The sequence below is a fragment of the Kosakonia sp. S57 genome, from assembly GCF_016516575.1.
GTDB lineage: Bacteria > Pseudomonadota > Gammaproteobacteria > Enterobacterales > Enterobacteriaceae > Kosakonia > Kosakonia cowanii.
Genome location: NZ_JACVUL010000002.1, coordinates 26884 through 41626 on the forward strand (window position 1 = coordinate 26884; position 14743 = coordinate 41626).

General features: G+C 54.3%; 15 protein-coding genes. 4 read left to right on the plus strand and 11 right to left on the minus strand.

Features of this window, described 5'->3' with window-relative positions; genetic code table 11:
* Positions 1 to 41: 41 nt before the first annotated feature.
* The 3 genes from surE to dusC form a co-directional block, all read right to left on the minus strand.
* A complete protein-coding gene (gene surE / locus IAE48_RS01980; protein WP_200133311.1) occupies positions 42 to 914 on the minus strand; it encodes a 5'/3'-nucleotidase SurE in 873 nt (290 codons plus the stop codon).
* 11 nt (positions 915 to 925) lie between these two features.
* Positions 926 to 2254: an OprD family outer membrane porin gene (locus IAE48_RS01985; RefSeq protein WP_200133312.1), complete on the minus strand. Its 1329-nt coding sequence runs from the start codon at positions 2252 to 2254 to the stop codon at positions 926 to 928.
* A gap of 328 nt (positions 2255 to 2582) precedes the next feature.
* Positions 2583 to 3521, minus strand: coding sequence for a tRNA dihydrouridine(16) synthase DusC (dusC, locus tag IAE48_RS01990; protein WP_200133313.1), 939 nt, complete (start codon positions 3519 to 3521; stop codon positions 2583 to 2585).
* Positions 3522 to 3752: 231 nt separating this feature from the next.
* Between dusC and IAE48_RS01995 the strand changes: the two genes are divergently transcribed.
* The 4 genes from IAE48_RS01995 to sanA all read left to right on the plus strand — a co-directional run bounded on the left by IAE48_RS01995 (position 3753) and on the right by sanA (position 6691).
* On the plus strand, positions 3753 to 4151 hold the full coding sequence (locus tag IAE48_RS01995) for a CidA/LrgA family protein (protein ID WP_054804179.1): 399 nt from the start codon (positions 3753 to 3755) through the stop codon (positions 4149 to 4151).
* Positions 4148 to 4843 carry a CidB/LrgB family autolysis modulator gene (locus IAE48_RS02000; protein WP_042715907.1) on the plus strand — a complete coding sequence of 232 codons (696 nt, stop codon included), beginning with the start codon at positions 4148 to 4150 and terminating at the stop codon, positions 4841 to 4843. Before IAE48_RS01995 ends, IAE48_RS02000 begins: the two co-directional genes overlap by 4 nt.
* Before the next feature lie 129 nt (positions 4844 to 4972).
* Positions 4973 to 5854 (plus strand): cytidine deaminase, encoded by an 882-nt coding sequence (cdd, locus tag IAE48_RS02005; RefSeq protein WP_200133314.1) that lies wholly within the window; start codon positions 4973 to 4975, stop codon positions 5852 to 5854.
* Positions 5855 to 5977: 123 nt separating this feature from the next.
* Complete coding sequence (sanA, locus tag IAE48_RS02010) at positions 5978 to 6691, plus strand: outer membrane permeability protein SanA (protein ID WP_042715904.1); 714 nt, start codon at positions 5978 to 5980, stop codon at positions 6689 to 6691.
* Positions 6692 to 6700: 9 nt separating this feature from the next.
* Here sanA and IAE48_RS02015 read toward each other — a convergent pair whose 3' ends face one another.
* From IAE48_RS02015 to folE, 8 genes are all read right to left on the minus strand, one after another.
* Positions 6701 to 7150 (minus strand): hypothetical protein, encoded by a 450-nt coding sequence (locus IAE48_RS02015; protein ID WP_241175038.1) that lies wholly within the window; start codon positions 7148 to 7150, stop codon positions 6701 to 6703.
* 186 nt (positions 7151 to 7336) lie between these two features.
* On the minus strand, positions 7337 to 7573 hold the full coding sequence (locus IAE48_RS02020) for a bssS family protein (protein ID WP_023479777.1): 237 nt from the start codon (positions 7571 to 7573) through the stop codon (positions 7337 to 7339).
* 140 nt (positions 7574 to 7713) lie between these two features.
* Positions 7714 to 8724: a galactose/methyl galactoside ABC transporter permease MglC gene (gene mglC, locus IAE48_RS02025; protein WP_200133315.1), complete on the minus strand. Its 1011-nt coding sequence runs from the start codon at positions 8722 to 8724 to the stop codon at positions 7714 to 7716.
* A gap of 15 nt (positions 8725 to 8739) precedes the next feature.
* Positions 8740 to 10260: a galactose/methyl galactoside ABC transporter ATP-binding protein MglA gene (mglA, locus tag IAE48_RS02030; protein ID WP_042715899.1), complete on the minus strand. Its 1521-nt coding sequence runs from the start codon at positions 10258 to 10260 to the stop codon at positions 8740 to 8742.
* 84 nt (positions 10261 to 10344) lie between these two features.
* Positions 10345 to 11343, minus strand: coding sequence for a galactose/glucose ABC transporter substrate-binding protein MglB (mglB, locus tag IAE48_RS02035; RefSeq protein ID WP_200133316.1), 999 nt, complete (start codon positions 11341 to 11343; stop codon positions 10345 to 10347).
* A gap of 295 nt (positions 11344 to 11638) precedes the next feature.
* Complete coding sequence (gene galS / locus IAE48_RS02040; RefSeq protein ID WP_054804180.1) at positions 11639 to 12664, minus strand: HTH-type transcriptional regulator GalS; 1026 nt, start codon at positions 12662 to 12664, stop codon at positions 11639 to 11641.
* A 155-nt stretch (positions 12665 to 12819) separates the two neighbouring features.
* Complete coding sequence (gene yeiB, locus IAE48_RS02045) at positions 12820 to 13980, minus strand: DUF418 domain-containing protein YeiB (protein WP_200133317.1); 1161 nt, start codon at positions 13978 to 13980, stop codon at positions 12820 to 12822.
* 17 nt (positions 13981 to 13997) lie between these two features.
* Positions 13998 to 14663 carry a GTP cyclohydrolase I FolE gene (gene folE / locus IAE48_RS02050; RefSeq protein WP_042717583.1) on the minus strand — a complete coding sequence of 222 codons (666 nt, stop codon included), beginning with the start codon at positions 14661 to 14663 and terminating at the stop codon, positions 13998 to 14000.
* Positions 14664 to 14743: the final 80 nt, after the last annotated feature.

A 14743-nucleotide genomic window follows, 5' to 3' on the forward strand; every position in this document is an offset into this window, starting at 1 on the left:
CAGACCGGAAGAGAAACCGGCCTCGCCGATGTGTGACACCATCAGCGAAACAGGGCCTGATACTGGGCTTCATACTGCGGCGCATTCCACTGGCCATCGAACACCGTCAGGGTGATATAGCCTTTGTTGAGCCAGCCGGTATCGGTGTCCGACTCGTTCGGCATCAGCATCTTTTCATTGATCACCTGCTGTGCACGGCCATCTTCCAGCAGCACATAGCTGTGCTGCGCTTCGGGGAAGGATTCATTACCAATAAATTTCTCACCCTTCACCGCGCTTTTCGCCAGCGGAGGGTAGTTGATGCTCAGGCCGGAGCCGGCTGGCAGCAGCGGCTGACCGGGCTGGCGTTTTGCCTGAAGCTTATCGACCAGCGAGACCACATAATCGACCGAGTCCGGCCAGTATTTATGCGTGCTGGGCCAGCCCGCTTTTTGCTCCTCTGCCGTGAACAGGTAACCGATGCTGGCGGCAATCGCCGGGTAGCCGTAGCGCACGGCGCGCACCGCTGCGCCCACGGTGCCAGAGTTAAGCTGCGTGACGCCGGTGTTCGGGCCATCGTTGACACCGGAAATGACGAGGTCCGGCGGGTTCTCTTTCAGAATGCCGAGCAGGCCGAAATCGATGGCATCCGCAGGCGTGCCTGGGAAGCAGTAGCGTTTTTCCGCCACTTTCTTCACATCGAAGATTTTGTTGGGTTTGAAAGTGATCGCCGAGCCAATGCCGCTCTGATTGGTGGCGGGTGCCACCATCCAGACATCAAAGCCTTTGGCGGTCAGTTTTTCCTGTAAGGAGATCGTGCCGATGGAGTCGCAGCCGTCGTCGTTGACCAGTAAAATGCGCGTTGCGCGTTCAGCCGCGTGAGCGCCGGTGGAGGCAAGTGCGGTGAGCAAAAGTGCCAGTAACGTTTTATTCACGGTGAATCTCCTTATTGATTATGCAGACCAAATTTGTATTCCATGGTGATGCCGCCGCCGAGGCCATGTGAACGGTGGAAATCGCGCTTATCGTCCGTCAGCCAGGGTTTGCCTTTTACCAGCTTCCAGCTGTAGCTCGGACCAAAGCCAGCAAACAGCGATAAGCCAGAGAGAGCTTTCGGCGTCCACGCAATAAAACCGCCATACTCCCACTGATTTAATTTGACGCCCTGATATTTCGCCCCAAAACCATAATTAGCGAAAATACCTGTGGTCAATTCCGGCGAGAGAACATATTTACCGTACCAATAAATCATCTGCTCATTATCATTGACGTAATCATTGCCTTCGCCATCCGCCGGGCTATTAAATGCGCCACGGGTGTTTTTACCCATATGCCAATAAAAGTGCCCGAGGCCATTATCCAACGGCGCTTTTGTTTTTGACCAGGCGACACCTGACTCCATTGCGTAATATTGATAGCCCACCAGCGCAAAAATATGCTGCGCGCTATGCGTAAATCCACGCGCGCCTTCCCACTCTGCCAGCCCGCGATTGTAATACCAGGCACTGCGTAATAACAGAGACTCTTTTTCAGCCAGCGGCAACGCAAATTGCGCCTCTATTCCCTGGCGCAAAAGATAATTATCACTTTCGCCTGCCAGCCAGCTTACGCGGGTATTTTTATCAGGACTCCAGCTTATATCACCGGTAACAATATGATCGATGGGCTTATTAGTTTTTAAAGTATAAATGCGGCGCTTTTCCGGTTCATCACGTTCTGAAAAACGGGTGACCCAGGCGGCGCGGGCAGAGAGATCGCCAATGCCGCTCTCAAGACTTACCCCCTGCCATGAACTTGGTGCGGCCCGGCTGCGCGTGACGCTGAGCGTGCCAAACTTATAAAGCTGCTTCCAGCCCGCGTAGAGCCTGGCGTACGCATGCTCATCCTCCCATTTGAGCTTGGCGTAAAGCTGCCCAACTTTGTTGAACCCTTCCGCATGGCCGTTGTTATCGCGCAGCAGATCGCGCCCGGCAAAGTCTTTGTTCGCGTAGAGCTTGACCACGCTATACCATGAGGCATCAATACCGATAGCATCCCGGTACCAGCCGCTCTGATAATCAAGCAGCGCGCCCTGTGCCCACGCTTTCTGGTCACCAATACCGGCTTCTGAGTGCTGGTTATTAGTATTAATCATCCAGACATTTTTTAACGTGACATCGAACCGACTATTTTCAATAAAACCCTGAGTGTTGGGCAGTTCACTATTAGCAAAAGCGCAAGTACCGCTAATACCTGACAGGAACGCCAAAGGTAAGGCGAATTTAATATGTGCCATTTCTATTCCATTTTTATATTGCTGGCCGCAACTGCCGCGTTAAAAATAGTGCTAACGCGTAAGGCTCAGACAATTCCTTATAGTTATTTGCTTTACAGCTTTTATTTATGCACACCATCAAAACAAAAAAACCCAAACCCAAAATTCACAAGCGGTGAATTTGATGGTTTAGGTTTTGCCTGTTTAACAGTAACAACCCTGAGATGGTGTGGGTAAATAAATACCATCCCACATGGAAATAATCTACGAGCAATTTAGGTAAGAGCGTAAAAGTGTGACTCAGATAACGCTACGAATTGAGGCAATTACATCGTAGCGTTGCAGGATCCTATATTTCGACGCGCGCAATAGCTGCCGCAATATCCTGAGAGGTTTTGTAGGTGCGAATTTCCGCAAATAGATCGCCAGCTTCAGCGTACTCTTTGCGCAGATAGCCCAGCCACTGCTTGATACGGGCAACGTGATACAAACCGGTATCACCCTGCTTCTCAAGCCGACTGTATTTCGCCAGCAGCGCAACCACTTCAGGCCAGGGCATGCGCGGCTCGTTATATTTCACCACCCGGCTGAGGTTTGGCACATTGAGCGCGCCGCGGCCAATCATCACCGCATCACAGCCGGTCGCTGCCATGCAGGCCTGCGCACTCTGCCAGTCCCAGATTTCACCGTTGGCGATAACCGGGATCGACAGGCGCTGGCGGATCTCACCAATCGCCTGCCAGTTGATGCGCTCGGCTTTATAGCCATCCTCTTTCGTGCGGCCATGCACCGTCAGTTCGCTGGCACCCGCCTGCTCTACCGCATCGGCAATTTCAAACTGGCGGGCGGAGTTCTCCCAGCCAAGACGAATTTTCACCGTCACCGGCAGATGCGACGGCACCGCTTCGCGCATCGCCTTCGCACCGCGGTAAATCAGCTCCGGATCTTTGAGCAATGTCGCCCCACCGCCGCTGCCGTTGACCAGTTTCGACGGGCAACCGCAGTTCAGATCAACCCCCCACGAGCCGAGTTCAACCGCGCGGGCGGCATTTTCCGCCAGCCACTGCGGATATTGACCCAACAGCTGAACGCGCACTAATGTGCCGGAGGAGGTGCGGCTCTGGCGCTGCAATTCCGGGCAGATTTTATGGAAGGATTTTACCGGCAGCAGCTGATCGACCACGCGCAGAAACTCGGTGATGCAGAGATCATAATCATTAACGTCAGTCAGCAGCTCGCGCACCAGAGAATCGAGCACGCCCTCCATTGGAGCCAGTAATACACGCATAAATCACCCCGAAAAAATGAGGCGACATAGTAGCCGCTCTCCGGTAGCGAGGAAAGTGCCATTATCATCGAGCGCTGAAGGCTTAGCGCCCCTTTTTTTCACACTCTGGCCGGTTTGAACACATAATTTAACCAAATGGGATGTCTGGTATGCTCAAAATTCATGATGTGATCGGTAGCACGTTTTTAGCTTTAATTGTATGATGAATGCGTTTCAGCAAGGATTTCCACCATGAATAAATCACTGATAATCATCTGGCAGTACCTGCGAGCCTTCGCACTCATCTATGCCTGCTTATATGCGGGTATTTTTGTCGCCTCTCTGCTGCCGATCGCCATTCCAGGCAGCATTATTGGCATGCTGATTATGTTTGTCCTGCTGGCGCTGCAAATCCTGCCGGCGAAGTGGGTCAATCCCGGCTGTTTTCTGCTTATTCGCTACATGGCGCTGCTGTTTGTGCCTATTGGCGTCGGCGTTATGCAGTATTACGACGTGCTGCGCGCGCAGTTCGGCCCGATTGTGGTCTCCTGCGCGGTAAGCACGCTGGTGGTCTTTTTAGTGGTGAGCTGGAGTACCCATCTGGTACACGGCGAGCGTAAAGTGGCCGGTCGTGAGGAAACAAAAGAGTGATGGCCTATATCTGGTGGTCCCTGCCGTTAACGCTGGCGGTCTTTTTCGCTGCCCGCAAACTGGCCGCGCGCTTTAAGCTGGCGCTGCTTAACCCTTTACTTATCGCGATGGTGGTGATCATACCGCTGCTGTTGCTGACCGGTACGCCCTACGATCACTACTTCCAGGGCAGTAAAGTGCTCAACGATCTGCTGCAACCGGCAGTCGTGGCGCTGGCGTTTCCTCTTTATGAACAGCTGCACCAGATCCGCGCGCGCTGGAAATCGATTATTACCATCTGCTTTATTGGCAGCCTGGTGGCGATGATCAGCGGGACGCTTATCGCGCTGCTGATGGGGGCAACGCCGGAGATTGCCGCCTCGATATTACCGAAATCCGTTACCACGCCGATTGCGATGGCGGTGGGCGGCAGCATTGGTGGCATTCCGGCAATCAGCGCGGTGTGCGTGATTTTTGTCGGCGTGCTAGGCGCGGTCTTCGGGCACACCTTACTCAACCTGATGGGCATCAAGACCAAATCGGCACGCGGGCTGGCAATGGGTACCGCCTCGCACGCGCTGGGCACCGCGCGCAGCGCGGAGCTGGATTACCAGGAGGGCGCCTTCAGCTCGCTGGCGCTGGTGATCTGCGGGATTATCACCTCGCTTATCGCGCCGTTCCTTTTTCCGCTGCTGATTGCGCTGTGGGGTTAAAATTTGCGATGTGTCGCGCAATTCTTCAATGCGTTTCATTAGTTGCATAAATAGTGTGATTTGAATCACATATAAAAGCAAAGCAGGCCCGTACACTGTCTCTCCAATACACTGCTATGAGGCACTGCTATGCATTCCCGTTTTCACACTGCTTTTTCCGGCCTGCCGGGTGAACTTCAGACCGCGCTGGCGCCTCTGCTGGCGGATGAACACTTCCCCGCTATGCTGAGCGCGGAGCAGGTGGCAACGTTGCAAAGCGCGACACAGCTCGATGCCGATGCGCTGGCCTTCGCGCTGCTGCCCCTCGCTGCCGCCTGCGCCCGCACCGACCTCTCCCATTTTAATGTTGGCGCGATTGCCCGCGGCGTCAGCGGCAGCTGGTATTTCGGTGCCAATATGGAGTTTATCGGTGCCACCATGCAGCAGACGGTGCACGCTGAGCAGAGCGCCATCAGCCACGCCTGGCTGCGCGGTGAGACCGCACTGGAATCGGTGACTGTAAACTACACGCCGTGCGGCCACTGCCGACAGTTTATGAATGAACTCAACAGCGGGCTTTCGCTGCGCATTAATCTGCCAGGCCGCACGCCGCATACGCTCGGTGATTACCTGCCGGATGCCTTCGGGCCGAAAGATCTTGAGATTAAAACCCTGCTGATGGACGCCCAGGATCACGGTTTCGCCCCGCGCGGCGATGCGCTGACGCAGGCGGCGATTACCGCAGCCAGCCAGAGCCACTCCCCTTATACCCACTCCCCTTCCGGCGTTGCTCTGCTCTGCCACGATGGGCAGATCTTCAGCGGACGTTATGCGGAGAACGCGGCGTTTAACCCAACGCTGCCGCCGTTGCAGGGCGCGCTTAACCTGCTCAGCCTGAGCGGATTCGACTACCCGGATATTACGCGCGCCGTACTGGCGGAACGCGCTGACGCGCCGTTAACGCAGTGGGATGCAACAACGGCAACGCTGCGTGCGTTAGGTTGCGAAGCGGTTGAGCGCGTAACGCTATGATGCGCATCACTGCGGTTAAGGCCGCAGTGATGAAAAACAGCGCGATTGAGCTGCCGTTTCTTGCGCTTGCGGTGTGGGTAAAGTAGCCTGAGTGCAATTTCAATCCCTTACCGAGCCTGCTTCATGTTAAAGCGTGTTTTTTACAGCCTGATAGTCCTGATTGGTCTGCTGGTGTTAACCGCGCTGGGTCTCGATCGCTGGATGAGCTGGAAAACCGCCCCCTATATCTACGACGACCTGCAGGATCTCCCCTGGCGTCAGGTCGGCGTGGTGCTTGGCACTGCCAAATATTACCGCACCGGTGTGATCAACCAATATTACCGCTACCGCATTCAGGGTGCCCTTAACGCCTATAACAGCGGCAAGGTGAACTACCTGCTGTTGAGCGGTGATAACGCACAACAGAGCTATAACGAGCCGGTGACCATGCGCAAAGATTTGATCGCTGGCGGCGTTGATCCTGCGGATATCGTGCTCGATTACGCCGGTTTCCGCACCCTGGACTCGATTGTCCGCACCCGCAAGGTGTTTGATACCAATGACTTCATTATTATCACCCAGCGCTTCCACTGTGAACGCGCGCTGTTTATCGCCCGCCACTTAGGCATTCAGGCGCAGTGTTACGCCGTGCCGTCGCCTAAAGATATGTGGAGCGTGCGGGCGCGCGAATTTGGCGCCCGGCTCGGGACGATTGCAGATCTCTATCTGTTTAAACGTGAACCCCGTTTCCTTGGGCCTCTGGTGCCGATCCCTGCGATGCATGAAGTGCCGGAGGATGCTCAGGGCTATCCGGCAGTCACGGCCGAGCAGTTAGTTGATATGCAAAAAAAGAAGTAGCAGAGCGGATTAATTGAAGGGCACCGTACGGCCACTGCTTTTCGCCGGGCGGACAAGCGTGAAATCACGGGCAAGAAATCCCTGGTGATCGATGACGGCAGAGGCATTCCGCTCCAGCGTCCATGTGCCGTTTAGCGCATTAAACTGCATCACCTTCTCCCCTTCCGGCGTCTCCACCAGATAGTCACCCGTTTTCAGATAGCCTGCGCTGCAGGTGATGCGTGCCGGCGGGTTGTTAGCCATTCTGTACTCGATCTTGCGAAACCCGGTCTGCACCGAGCAGAAGTAGAAAAACGGCAATGACGTGACGGTGAGATCGCCGATTACAGCAATCACTTCGCCATCACGAAGCAGTTCAACATTTTTTAAAACGAAATTCACCTGACTGGTTTTTTCATGCGGTGCGTGGTCAACTCTAAAAAAAACAAAATTCATAAGCGCCCCTTGAGCTGCAATCACAACTCTCAAAGATTGTCCTTTAAGCGTATGTAGCCGCTGCGATGAAGGCCTTCAGAATCCCCTTAAATTTGATCGGTTCTTCAATAAGATGCGCGCAGAGCGGGATTTTAAAAGCACAAACAAGGCACACGACAACGCAGCGCAAGCTGCATGACACGTGCCTTTGCGGAGGTAAAAAGGGGAAACTCAGGCGACTTTTTCGTGCTCGATTTCATGCTCCGTCAGGCTGCGCTGCAAATCGTAGATCAGGCTGCGCACCATATCGGGGGTTAAGCTGAAAAACTGCGAGTCAAAAGTCGATGCACCCGGGCCATATGGCGAAGTGCTGTAACCAAATTTCACAACGATGCTCTGCTGCTTGTCTACCGCGCCCACTTGCCATCCAGTGACGGGGAATGCCGGAAAAGCGAATTCATTCTTCATCCTAATCTCCTTATAAATGTTGGGACTTAATAAAGCGTAGCAGCGACGCGGGATTTCTCCATGTCGAATAGATGAAGTTTTCTAATAGCAGAGCAATAAAAAAGCCCGCACAGGGCGGGCTTGAGAGCGGAGCAGAAAGATTACTTCTTGCGCGCGTACTTCAGGGAGTCCAGCGCCACGGCGAAGATAATGATCCCGCCCTTGATGATGTACTGCCAGTAAGGGTTGATGCCGATATAGGTCAGACCGTAGTTGATAACGGTAAAGATGATCACACCGGTCACCACGCCCAGCACGGTACCGACACCGCCGCTGAAGGAGACGCCGCCCACCACGCACGCGGCAATCGCGTCGAGTTCATACATAAAGCCGAGGTTGTTGGTCGCCGAGCCGATACGGCCCGCTTCCAGCAGCCCGCCGAAGGCGTAGAAGACGCCGGAGAGGGCATAAATCATCAGCAGGTTCAGCGCGACGTTCACACCAGACACTTTTGCCGCTTCCGGGTTGCCGCCGATAGCGAAAATGTTCTTACCGAAACGGGTTTTGTTCCACAGCACCCAGACAAACGCCACGGCGATCAGCGCGTAGAAGGTGATGTAAGAGAGGCGGAAGCTGCCGAGCGCAATAAAGCCCTGGGTAAAGGTGGAGAAGCCGCTGTCGAAGCCCGAGATCGGCGACGCGCCGACAAAGTCGTAGTACAGGGAGTTGATACCGTACACGATAATCATCGTACCCAGCGTGGTGATAAACGGCGTCACATTCAGGTAAGCGATGATAATACCGTTGATAAGGCCGATAATCGCGCCGATAACGCAGACGATCAGCACCACCACGATAATCGGCATTGTTGCCATCTCCGGGAACACCTTGTTGGCATTCTCCATCGATTGCAGCAGCGTTGCCGCCACCACTGCCGCCAGCCCGACCTGACGTCCGGCAGAGAGGTCGGTGCCCTGGGTAACAATCAGGCCCGCGACGCCGAGTGCGATAATAATACGCACCGAAGACTGGGTCAGAATATTACTTAAGTTCAGCAGGCTTAAGAACGTAGGGTCCTGGAAAATAATAATGGCCAGCAACACTAAAAGAACGACGTAAATACCGCCATCTTTCAGATAATTGAGAAAAGTCTTTTTATTTAACGCACTCATGAGGAGCCCCTGATCTTAAAGGTGCAAAGACGCAAGACGGAGAATTTCGTTTTGCGTTGTCGTTTTAGTATCAACAATTCCAGCAACGAGGCCATTGCTCATTACCAGAATACGGTCAGTGATGCCTAACAACTCAGGCATTTCAGAGGAGATAATAATGATCCCCTTCTCTCTTTTCGCCAGCTCAGCAATCAGCTGATAAATTTCAAACTTCGCACCCACGTCAATACCGCGCGTCGGTTCATCAAGCATCAAAATTTCCGGCTGGGTTAACAACCAGCGTCCAATAATCACTTTCTGCTGATTACCGCCGGAAAGGGAACCAATTTGCGTACGGTGGCCAGGCGTTTTTACCCGCATCGAGTCAATAACCCATTGGGTATCGCTCTTCATGCGGCTGTTATCCAGCAAGCCCACTTTGTTACGGTAGTTCTGGATATTGGAGATTAATGAGTTAAATCCAATATCTAAATAGGCATAAATACCCGTCGAGCGACGCTCTTCGGTGACCAGGGCAAAGCCGTTATTAATGGCTTCATTGGCGGTATGGTTATTAATCGCCTTACCGTGCAGCTTAATGGTACCGCCCGATTTTTCACGGATACCAAACAGCGTCTCCACGATATCGGTACGTTTAGCACCCACCAGCCCGGCAATCCCGAGAATTTCGCCCTTACGCAGATCAAAGCTCACATCACGGATCGACGGCTGACGCAGAGAGGTGAGATTACGCACCTCCAGAATGGTCTCGCCCGGCGTGTTGTGCTTGTCCGGGAAGCGCTGGTTCAGGGAGCGACCGACCATCATGGCGATGATCTTATCCATATCCAACCCTTCCAGCGGCTGGGTAGCGATCCACTGACCGTCGCGCAGAACGGTAATCTCATCGCACAGCTGGAATATCTCTTCCATCTTGTGCGAGATATAAACAATGCCGCAGCCACGCTCTTTCAGCTTGCGGATAATTTTAAACAGATGGTTGACCTCTTTTTCGGTCAGCGATGAGGTCGGCTCATCCATAATGACGATTTTGGCGTCATAGGAGAATGCCTTCGCAATTTCGATCATCTGCATCTGGGAAACGGATAATGTCCCGACACGCGCACGGGGATCGATATCAATATCCAGCTCATCGAAGATGGCTTTCGTGTCGTGGTACATCTTATCCTGATCGACAAACACGCCTTTGGTCGGGTAACGCCCGAGCCACATGTTATCCATCACCGAACGTTGTAATACCAGGTTCAACTCCTGGTGCACCATCGAAATACCGTTTTCCAGCGCCTCTTTGGCGGAGTGGAAATCGATCTCTTTACCCTGAAATAGAATGCTGCCGGAATCTTTTTGGTAGATCCCAAAAAGGCATTTTAATAATGTCGATTTACCCGCACCGTTTTCACCCATCAATGCATGAATAGAGTGAGGACGGACTTTTAAATTGACATTATCGAGCGCCTTTACGCCGGGAAAGGACTTGTTGATATTGCTCATTTCCAACAAGAATTCACCTGACGACTGAGTATTATTGCTGACCATAATTCTACCTTGTTGGCCTGGCATATCATTTTTATAAAAGGGCGTATTAAACAATACGCCCAGTGAGAACGGTCGAACTAAATCTTATTTACCGGTAATTTGCGCCAGGTTGTCTTTATCAACACCGACGTAAGGAATACGGACAATCTTGTTCTCAATTTTCCAGGTGGTGCCATCTGCCGCGCCTTTGCCATCAGCAAGGTTTTTCGCCAGATCGAAGGTCGCTTTCGCCTGGTTGTTGGCATCGTTCAGCACGGTACCGGCCATCGCGCCCGATTTCACCAGCGCCAGTGCTTCTGGCAGTGCATCGACGCCAAATACCGGAATGGCGGATTTGTTGTGGGCTTTCAGCGCTTCAACCGCACCCATTGCCATCGCATCGTTGTTGGCAATCACCACTTCGATTTTGTTGGCGTTCGGGCCAGAGAGCCACGCATCCATTTTGTCTTTCGCCTGGGCGGTGTCCCACATTGCAGTATCTAATGCCAGCTGCTGGGTTTTGATGCCTTTATCGTTCAGTTCTTTAATCACGTAGGTGGTACGCGCTTCAGCATCCGGGTGGCCCGGCTCGCCTTTCAGCAGTACGAACTGAATCTGCCCATCTTTGTTCAGATCCCAGCCTGGGTTTGCCACCCAGTGTTTGGCAATCAGGTCGCCCTGAATCACGCCGGACTCTTTGGAGTCGGTGCCGACGTAGTAAGCTTTGTCATAGCTATCCAGCGCTTTGCGGGAAGGCTCTTTGTTGAAGAAGACGATAGGCACATTCTGGCCGCGCGCTTTCTCAATCACCGTACCCGCCGCAGCCGGGTCAACCAGGTTGATGGCAAGGGCTTTAACCCCTTTTGCCAGCAGGACGTCGATCTGATCATTCTGTTTGGATTGGTCGTTCTGGGAGTCGTTCATCAGCAGCTGCACATCCGGTGCTGCTTTACCGTCTTTCTCAATCGCCTTACGCACAACGGACATGAAGTTGTCGTCATATTTATAGATGGTCACACCAATACGGGTATCCGCTGCGTGTGCGGCTGCGCCAAACAGCATGCTTGCCATGACAGCAGACAGAGTCAACACCTTCTTATTCATGGTATCTCCGGTTTTATTATATGCAGGGTAGTGCTAGTGAATAGTGCTCGGCGGGTCAGTATGTTAAGAAGAGGTTACTGACACCCGACGTCCACGCTAAAAAAATTCAATCGTCCGTGTTCGGTAACGCTCCAGAAGATCGCTTTATCCGATGCTTTTACGTGAACGTTTCATTAAAAATGAATACTCACCGTTACATCGTGTTTCAGCTTCCAAAACGCTGACATCATAGTCAGCGCCTTGTTAAGATACTGTGAATTTACTCACAGATTGAAAACGGTTACATCGCGACGCATTACGAGTTAGTGATCGGCGCCACACTTTGTCGCAACGCCACGGAATGACGGCGTACCAGCGTCGGCATAAAGCAGTGTGCCGCCTGCGGATCGAGCTTGCCCGCCGCCCCCTGTAGCGCCAGCTCCGTAGCCAGCCGCGCCATTGACGCCACCGGGTAGCGCACGGTGGTTAATTGCGGATCGGTGTAACGGGCAATGGGAATATCATCGAAACCAATCAGCGACAAATGCTGTGGCACCGCAATGCCGTTATCTTTCAGCGCCGTCAGCGCACCCGCTGCCATGCTGTCGTTGTAGGCAAAAACGGCGGTCAATTGCAGATTGCGCCCCAGCAGTTCTACCATCGCCGCCTCCCCGCCCTGCATATCCGGCGAACCGGTGCCAACCCAGCTGTCCGGCGCGGCAATGCCCTGCTCTTCCAGCGCGCGGAACCACCCTTCGCGGCGCGAATCGTTATCTTCAATCTGATGGCTGGAGGCGAGGTAGCCGATGCGTTGATGACCGTTATTCAGCAGCATGCGCGTCGCCATCACTGCCCCGCTGACGTTATCAAGGCAGACGCAGCGGTGGGCGTAACCGGGCACTACGCGGTTGATCAGCACCATGCCGGGGATCTGCTCCATAAAGCCCGTCAGCTCTTCATCGCTGAGCGCTTTTGAGTGCACAATCAGGGCGTTACAGCGCTGACGTATCAACACCTCAATGGCGTGGCGCTCTTTTTCCGCCTCATGGTAGCTGTTGCCAATCAGCACATACTTTTGATGTTCCTGCGCGACGGTATCCACCGCTTTGACCAGCGCACCGAAGAAGGCGTCGGAGACATCCATTACGATCACGCCGATGGTGTCACTCACCTGCGTCGCCAGCGCCTGGGCGTTGGCGTTGGGGCGATAACCGAGCTGGGCAACCGCCTGCATCACGGTTTCGCGCGTCTCCTGGCTGACCAGGGCGCTGTTGTTGAGTACGCGGGAAACCGTCGCGACGGAGACGTTCGCATGACGGGCAACGTCACGAATGGTGATCATTATTTCCCACCTTGTCTGAATGGCGGCACGTCACAGGCACCCCCTGGGTAAAGTAAGGAGGCTATTCTGGCAGTCGCGGTGGCTTTGCTACGTGAGAGGCATCACATCAATGGAAACGGTTACATCGCATTTGTTAACGATTGTGATCCAGATCGTTATCTGCTTGTAGGCGGTAATGCGCTGCCCGCCGCACGGGCGGTGAGTTGTCGCCACAGCCATTCGACGGGGCCCTGACGAAAACGCCTGAGCCAGAGCACGGAGAGGAGGATGTTAACCGCCCAGACGGCGGGGACGATCGCCAGCAGTTGCAGGCGGTCAAAGCGCATAAACAGACCGAAGTGGTTAAACAGCGTGGTGCAGATCAGGGTCTGCAACAGATAGTTAGTGAGCGCCATACGCCCGACGCAGGCGATTGCGCTCACCAGTTTACTGGCGCAAATTTGCGGCCAGAAGCCCCACGCCAGCGCCGCATAGCCGATGGCCTGCACTGGCGCGCTCAGCTCGCGCGGGGCCTGCAAAAAGAAGGCGCACCAGCGGTAAGACCAGCCGAGCTGCCACTGGGCGACAATGGCGGGAATATTCACTGCCATTCCCGTCACCACCAGCACGGCGCCGACGCGCCGGTAGTGGCGCAGCGGGAACTGCCCTCTCATCCAGCCGCTGCGCATGAGTGCAGCACCAATCAACATCAGCCCGGCCAGCTGCCAGCCATACTGCACGCCGAGCGCCAGCAAGGCGTTTGACAAGAGATCGCTGCGGTTACTCAGCCCCTCCACCAGCGTGCCGCTGGTGCGCCACCAGGCTTCATACTGCACATTGGCGGCATCGGGCAGCCAGGAGCGGTTTGGCGTGGTACCGGAGATCGCCCCCAGCAGCAGCAACACGACAATGCCGATGAGATAGAGCACTACGCCGGTATGAAACATCGCTTTCACGCTCTGCGCATCGCGAATCATTCGCCAGCCGATAAGCCCTACCAGGCCATAAGCCAGCAGAATATCGCCTTCCCAGAAGAAGAGTGCGTGAATGAAACCGAGCAGCACCAGCAGCGTCAGGCGCGACTGGATCCAGCGCTTGCCGCGTGGCAGCAGCATCTGCAACCCCGCACCAAAGAGAATGGCGAACAGCGAGAGAAATTTTACCTGCGCAAAAAGGTCGAGCAGCGCCCAGGTCCAGGCATCATGCAGGGTGATGTCGCCATACCAGGCGGGATTAAGATAGGCCGCCTTCGGCAGACCAAAGGCGGTGATATTGAGCAGCAGAATGCCGAGAATGGCGAGGCCACGGATAAAATCGAGCGTGACGCTCCTTCCCATGTCGGCGGCTCCTGCAATCAGTTAGTGTGGCGAACGGCGCGCAGGAACTCCTGGCGAGTGTTCTGGCTCGACTTAAACAGGCCACCGAGTGAGGTGGTAGTGGTGGCGCTGGTGGCATCGCGAATGCCGCGCGCTTTCACACAATAATGGACCGCATCAATCGATACCGCGACATTGTTGGTGCCAAGCAGGGTTTGCAGCGCGGTGAGGATCTGCTGGGTCAGGCGTTCCTGAACCTGCGGGCGCTGGGCGAAGAACTGCACAATGCGGTTGATTTTCGACAGGCCAATCACCGACTCTTTCGGGATGTAAGCCACGGTCGCTTTACCGTCGATAGTGACAAAGTGGTGTTCGCAGGTGCTGGTAAGCGTGATGTCGCGCACGGTCACCATCTCATCGACCTTCATCTTATTTTCAATGACGGTGATTTTCGGGAAATTGGCGTAATCAAGACCGGAGAAGATCTCATCGACATACATTTTGGCGATGCGATGCGGCGTTTCCATCAGGCTGTCATCATTCAGATCGAGATTGAGCAGCTGCATGATCTCGGTCATATGGCCGGCGATAAGGCGTTTACGGGATTCATTATCCATTTGCACCGGGGGGCGCAGCGGGGTTTCCAGACCACGGGCAACCAGCGCCTCGTGCACCAGCGCCGCTTCTTTACTGAGTGATGACATATTTTCTTCTTCTCCTGCAGGTATGGCGTGCTTCGCGTGTTGCGGCGAAGTGAGGCAACATTGTGCGTGAGGTCGCGCAC

Bases quoted from the DNA above. Each gene is read 5' to 3' on its own strand.
- IAE48_RS01995 (WP_054804179.1), top strand. From the start codon at position 3,753: ATGAATAAATCACTGATAATCATCTGGCAGTACCTGCGAGCCTTCGCA.
- IAE48_RS02020 (WP_023479777.1), bottom strand. From the start codon at position 7,573: ATGAAGAATGAATTCGCTTTTCCGGCATTCCCCGTCACTGGATGGCAA.
- folE (WP_042717583.1), bottom strand. From the start codon at position 14,663: ATGTCATCACTCAGTAAAGAAGCGGCGCTGGTGCACGAGGCGCTGGTT.
- mglB (WP_200133316.1), bottom strand. From the start codon at position 11,343: ATGAATAAGAAGGTGTTGACTCTGTCTGCTGTCATGGCAAGCATGCTG.
- dusC (WP_200133313.1), bottom strand. From the start codon at position 3,521: ATGCGTGTATTACTGGCTCCAATGGAGGGCGTGCTCGATTCTCTGGTG.
- cdd (WP_200133314.1), top strand. From the start codon at position 4,973: ATGCATTCCCGTTTTCACACTGCTTTTTCCGGCCTGCCGGGTGAACTT.
- sanA (WP_042715904.1), top strand. From the start codon at position 5,978: ATGTTAAAGCGTGTTTTTTACAGCCTGATAGTCCTGATTGGTCTGCTG.
- IAE48_RS01985 (WP_200133312.1), bottom strand. From the start codon at position 2,254: ATGGCACATATTAAATTCGCCTTACCTTTGGCGTTCCTGTCAGGTATT.
- yeiB (WP_200133317.1), bottom strand. From the start codon at position 13,980: ATGGGAAGGAGCGTCACGCTCGATTTTATCCGTGGCCTCGCCATTCTC.
- galS (WP_054804180.1), bottom strand. From the start codon at position 12,664: ATGATCACCATTCGTGACGTTGCCCGTCATGCGAACGTCTCCGTCGCG.
- mglC (WP_200133315.1), bottom strand. From the start codon at position 8,724: ATGAGTGCGTTAAATAAAAAGACTTTTCTCAATTATCTGAAAGATGGC.
- mglA (WP_042715899.1), bottom strand. From the start codon at position 10,260: ATGGTCAGCAATAATACTCAGTCGTCAGGTGAATTCTTGTTGGAAATG.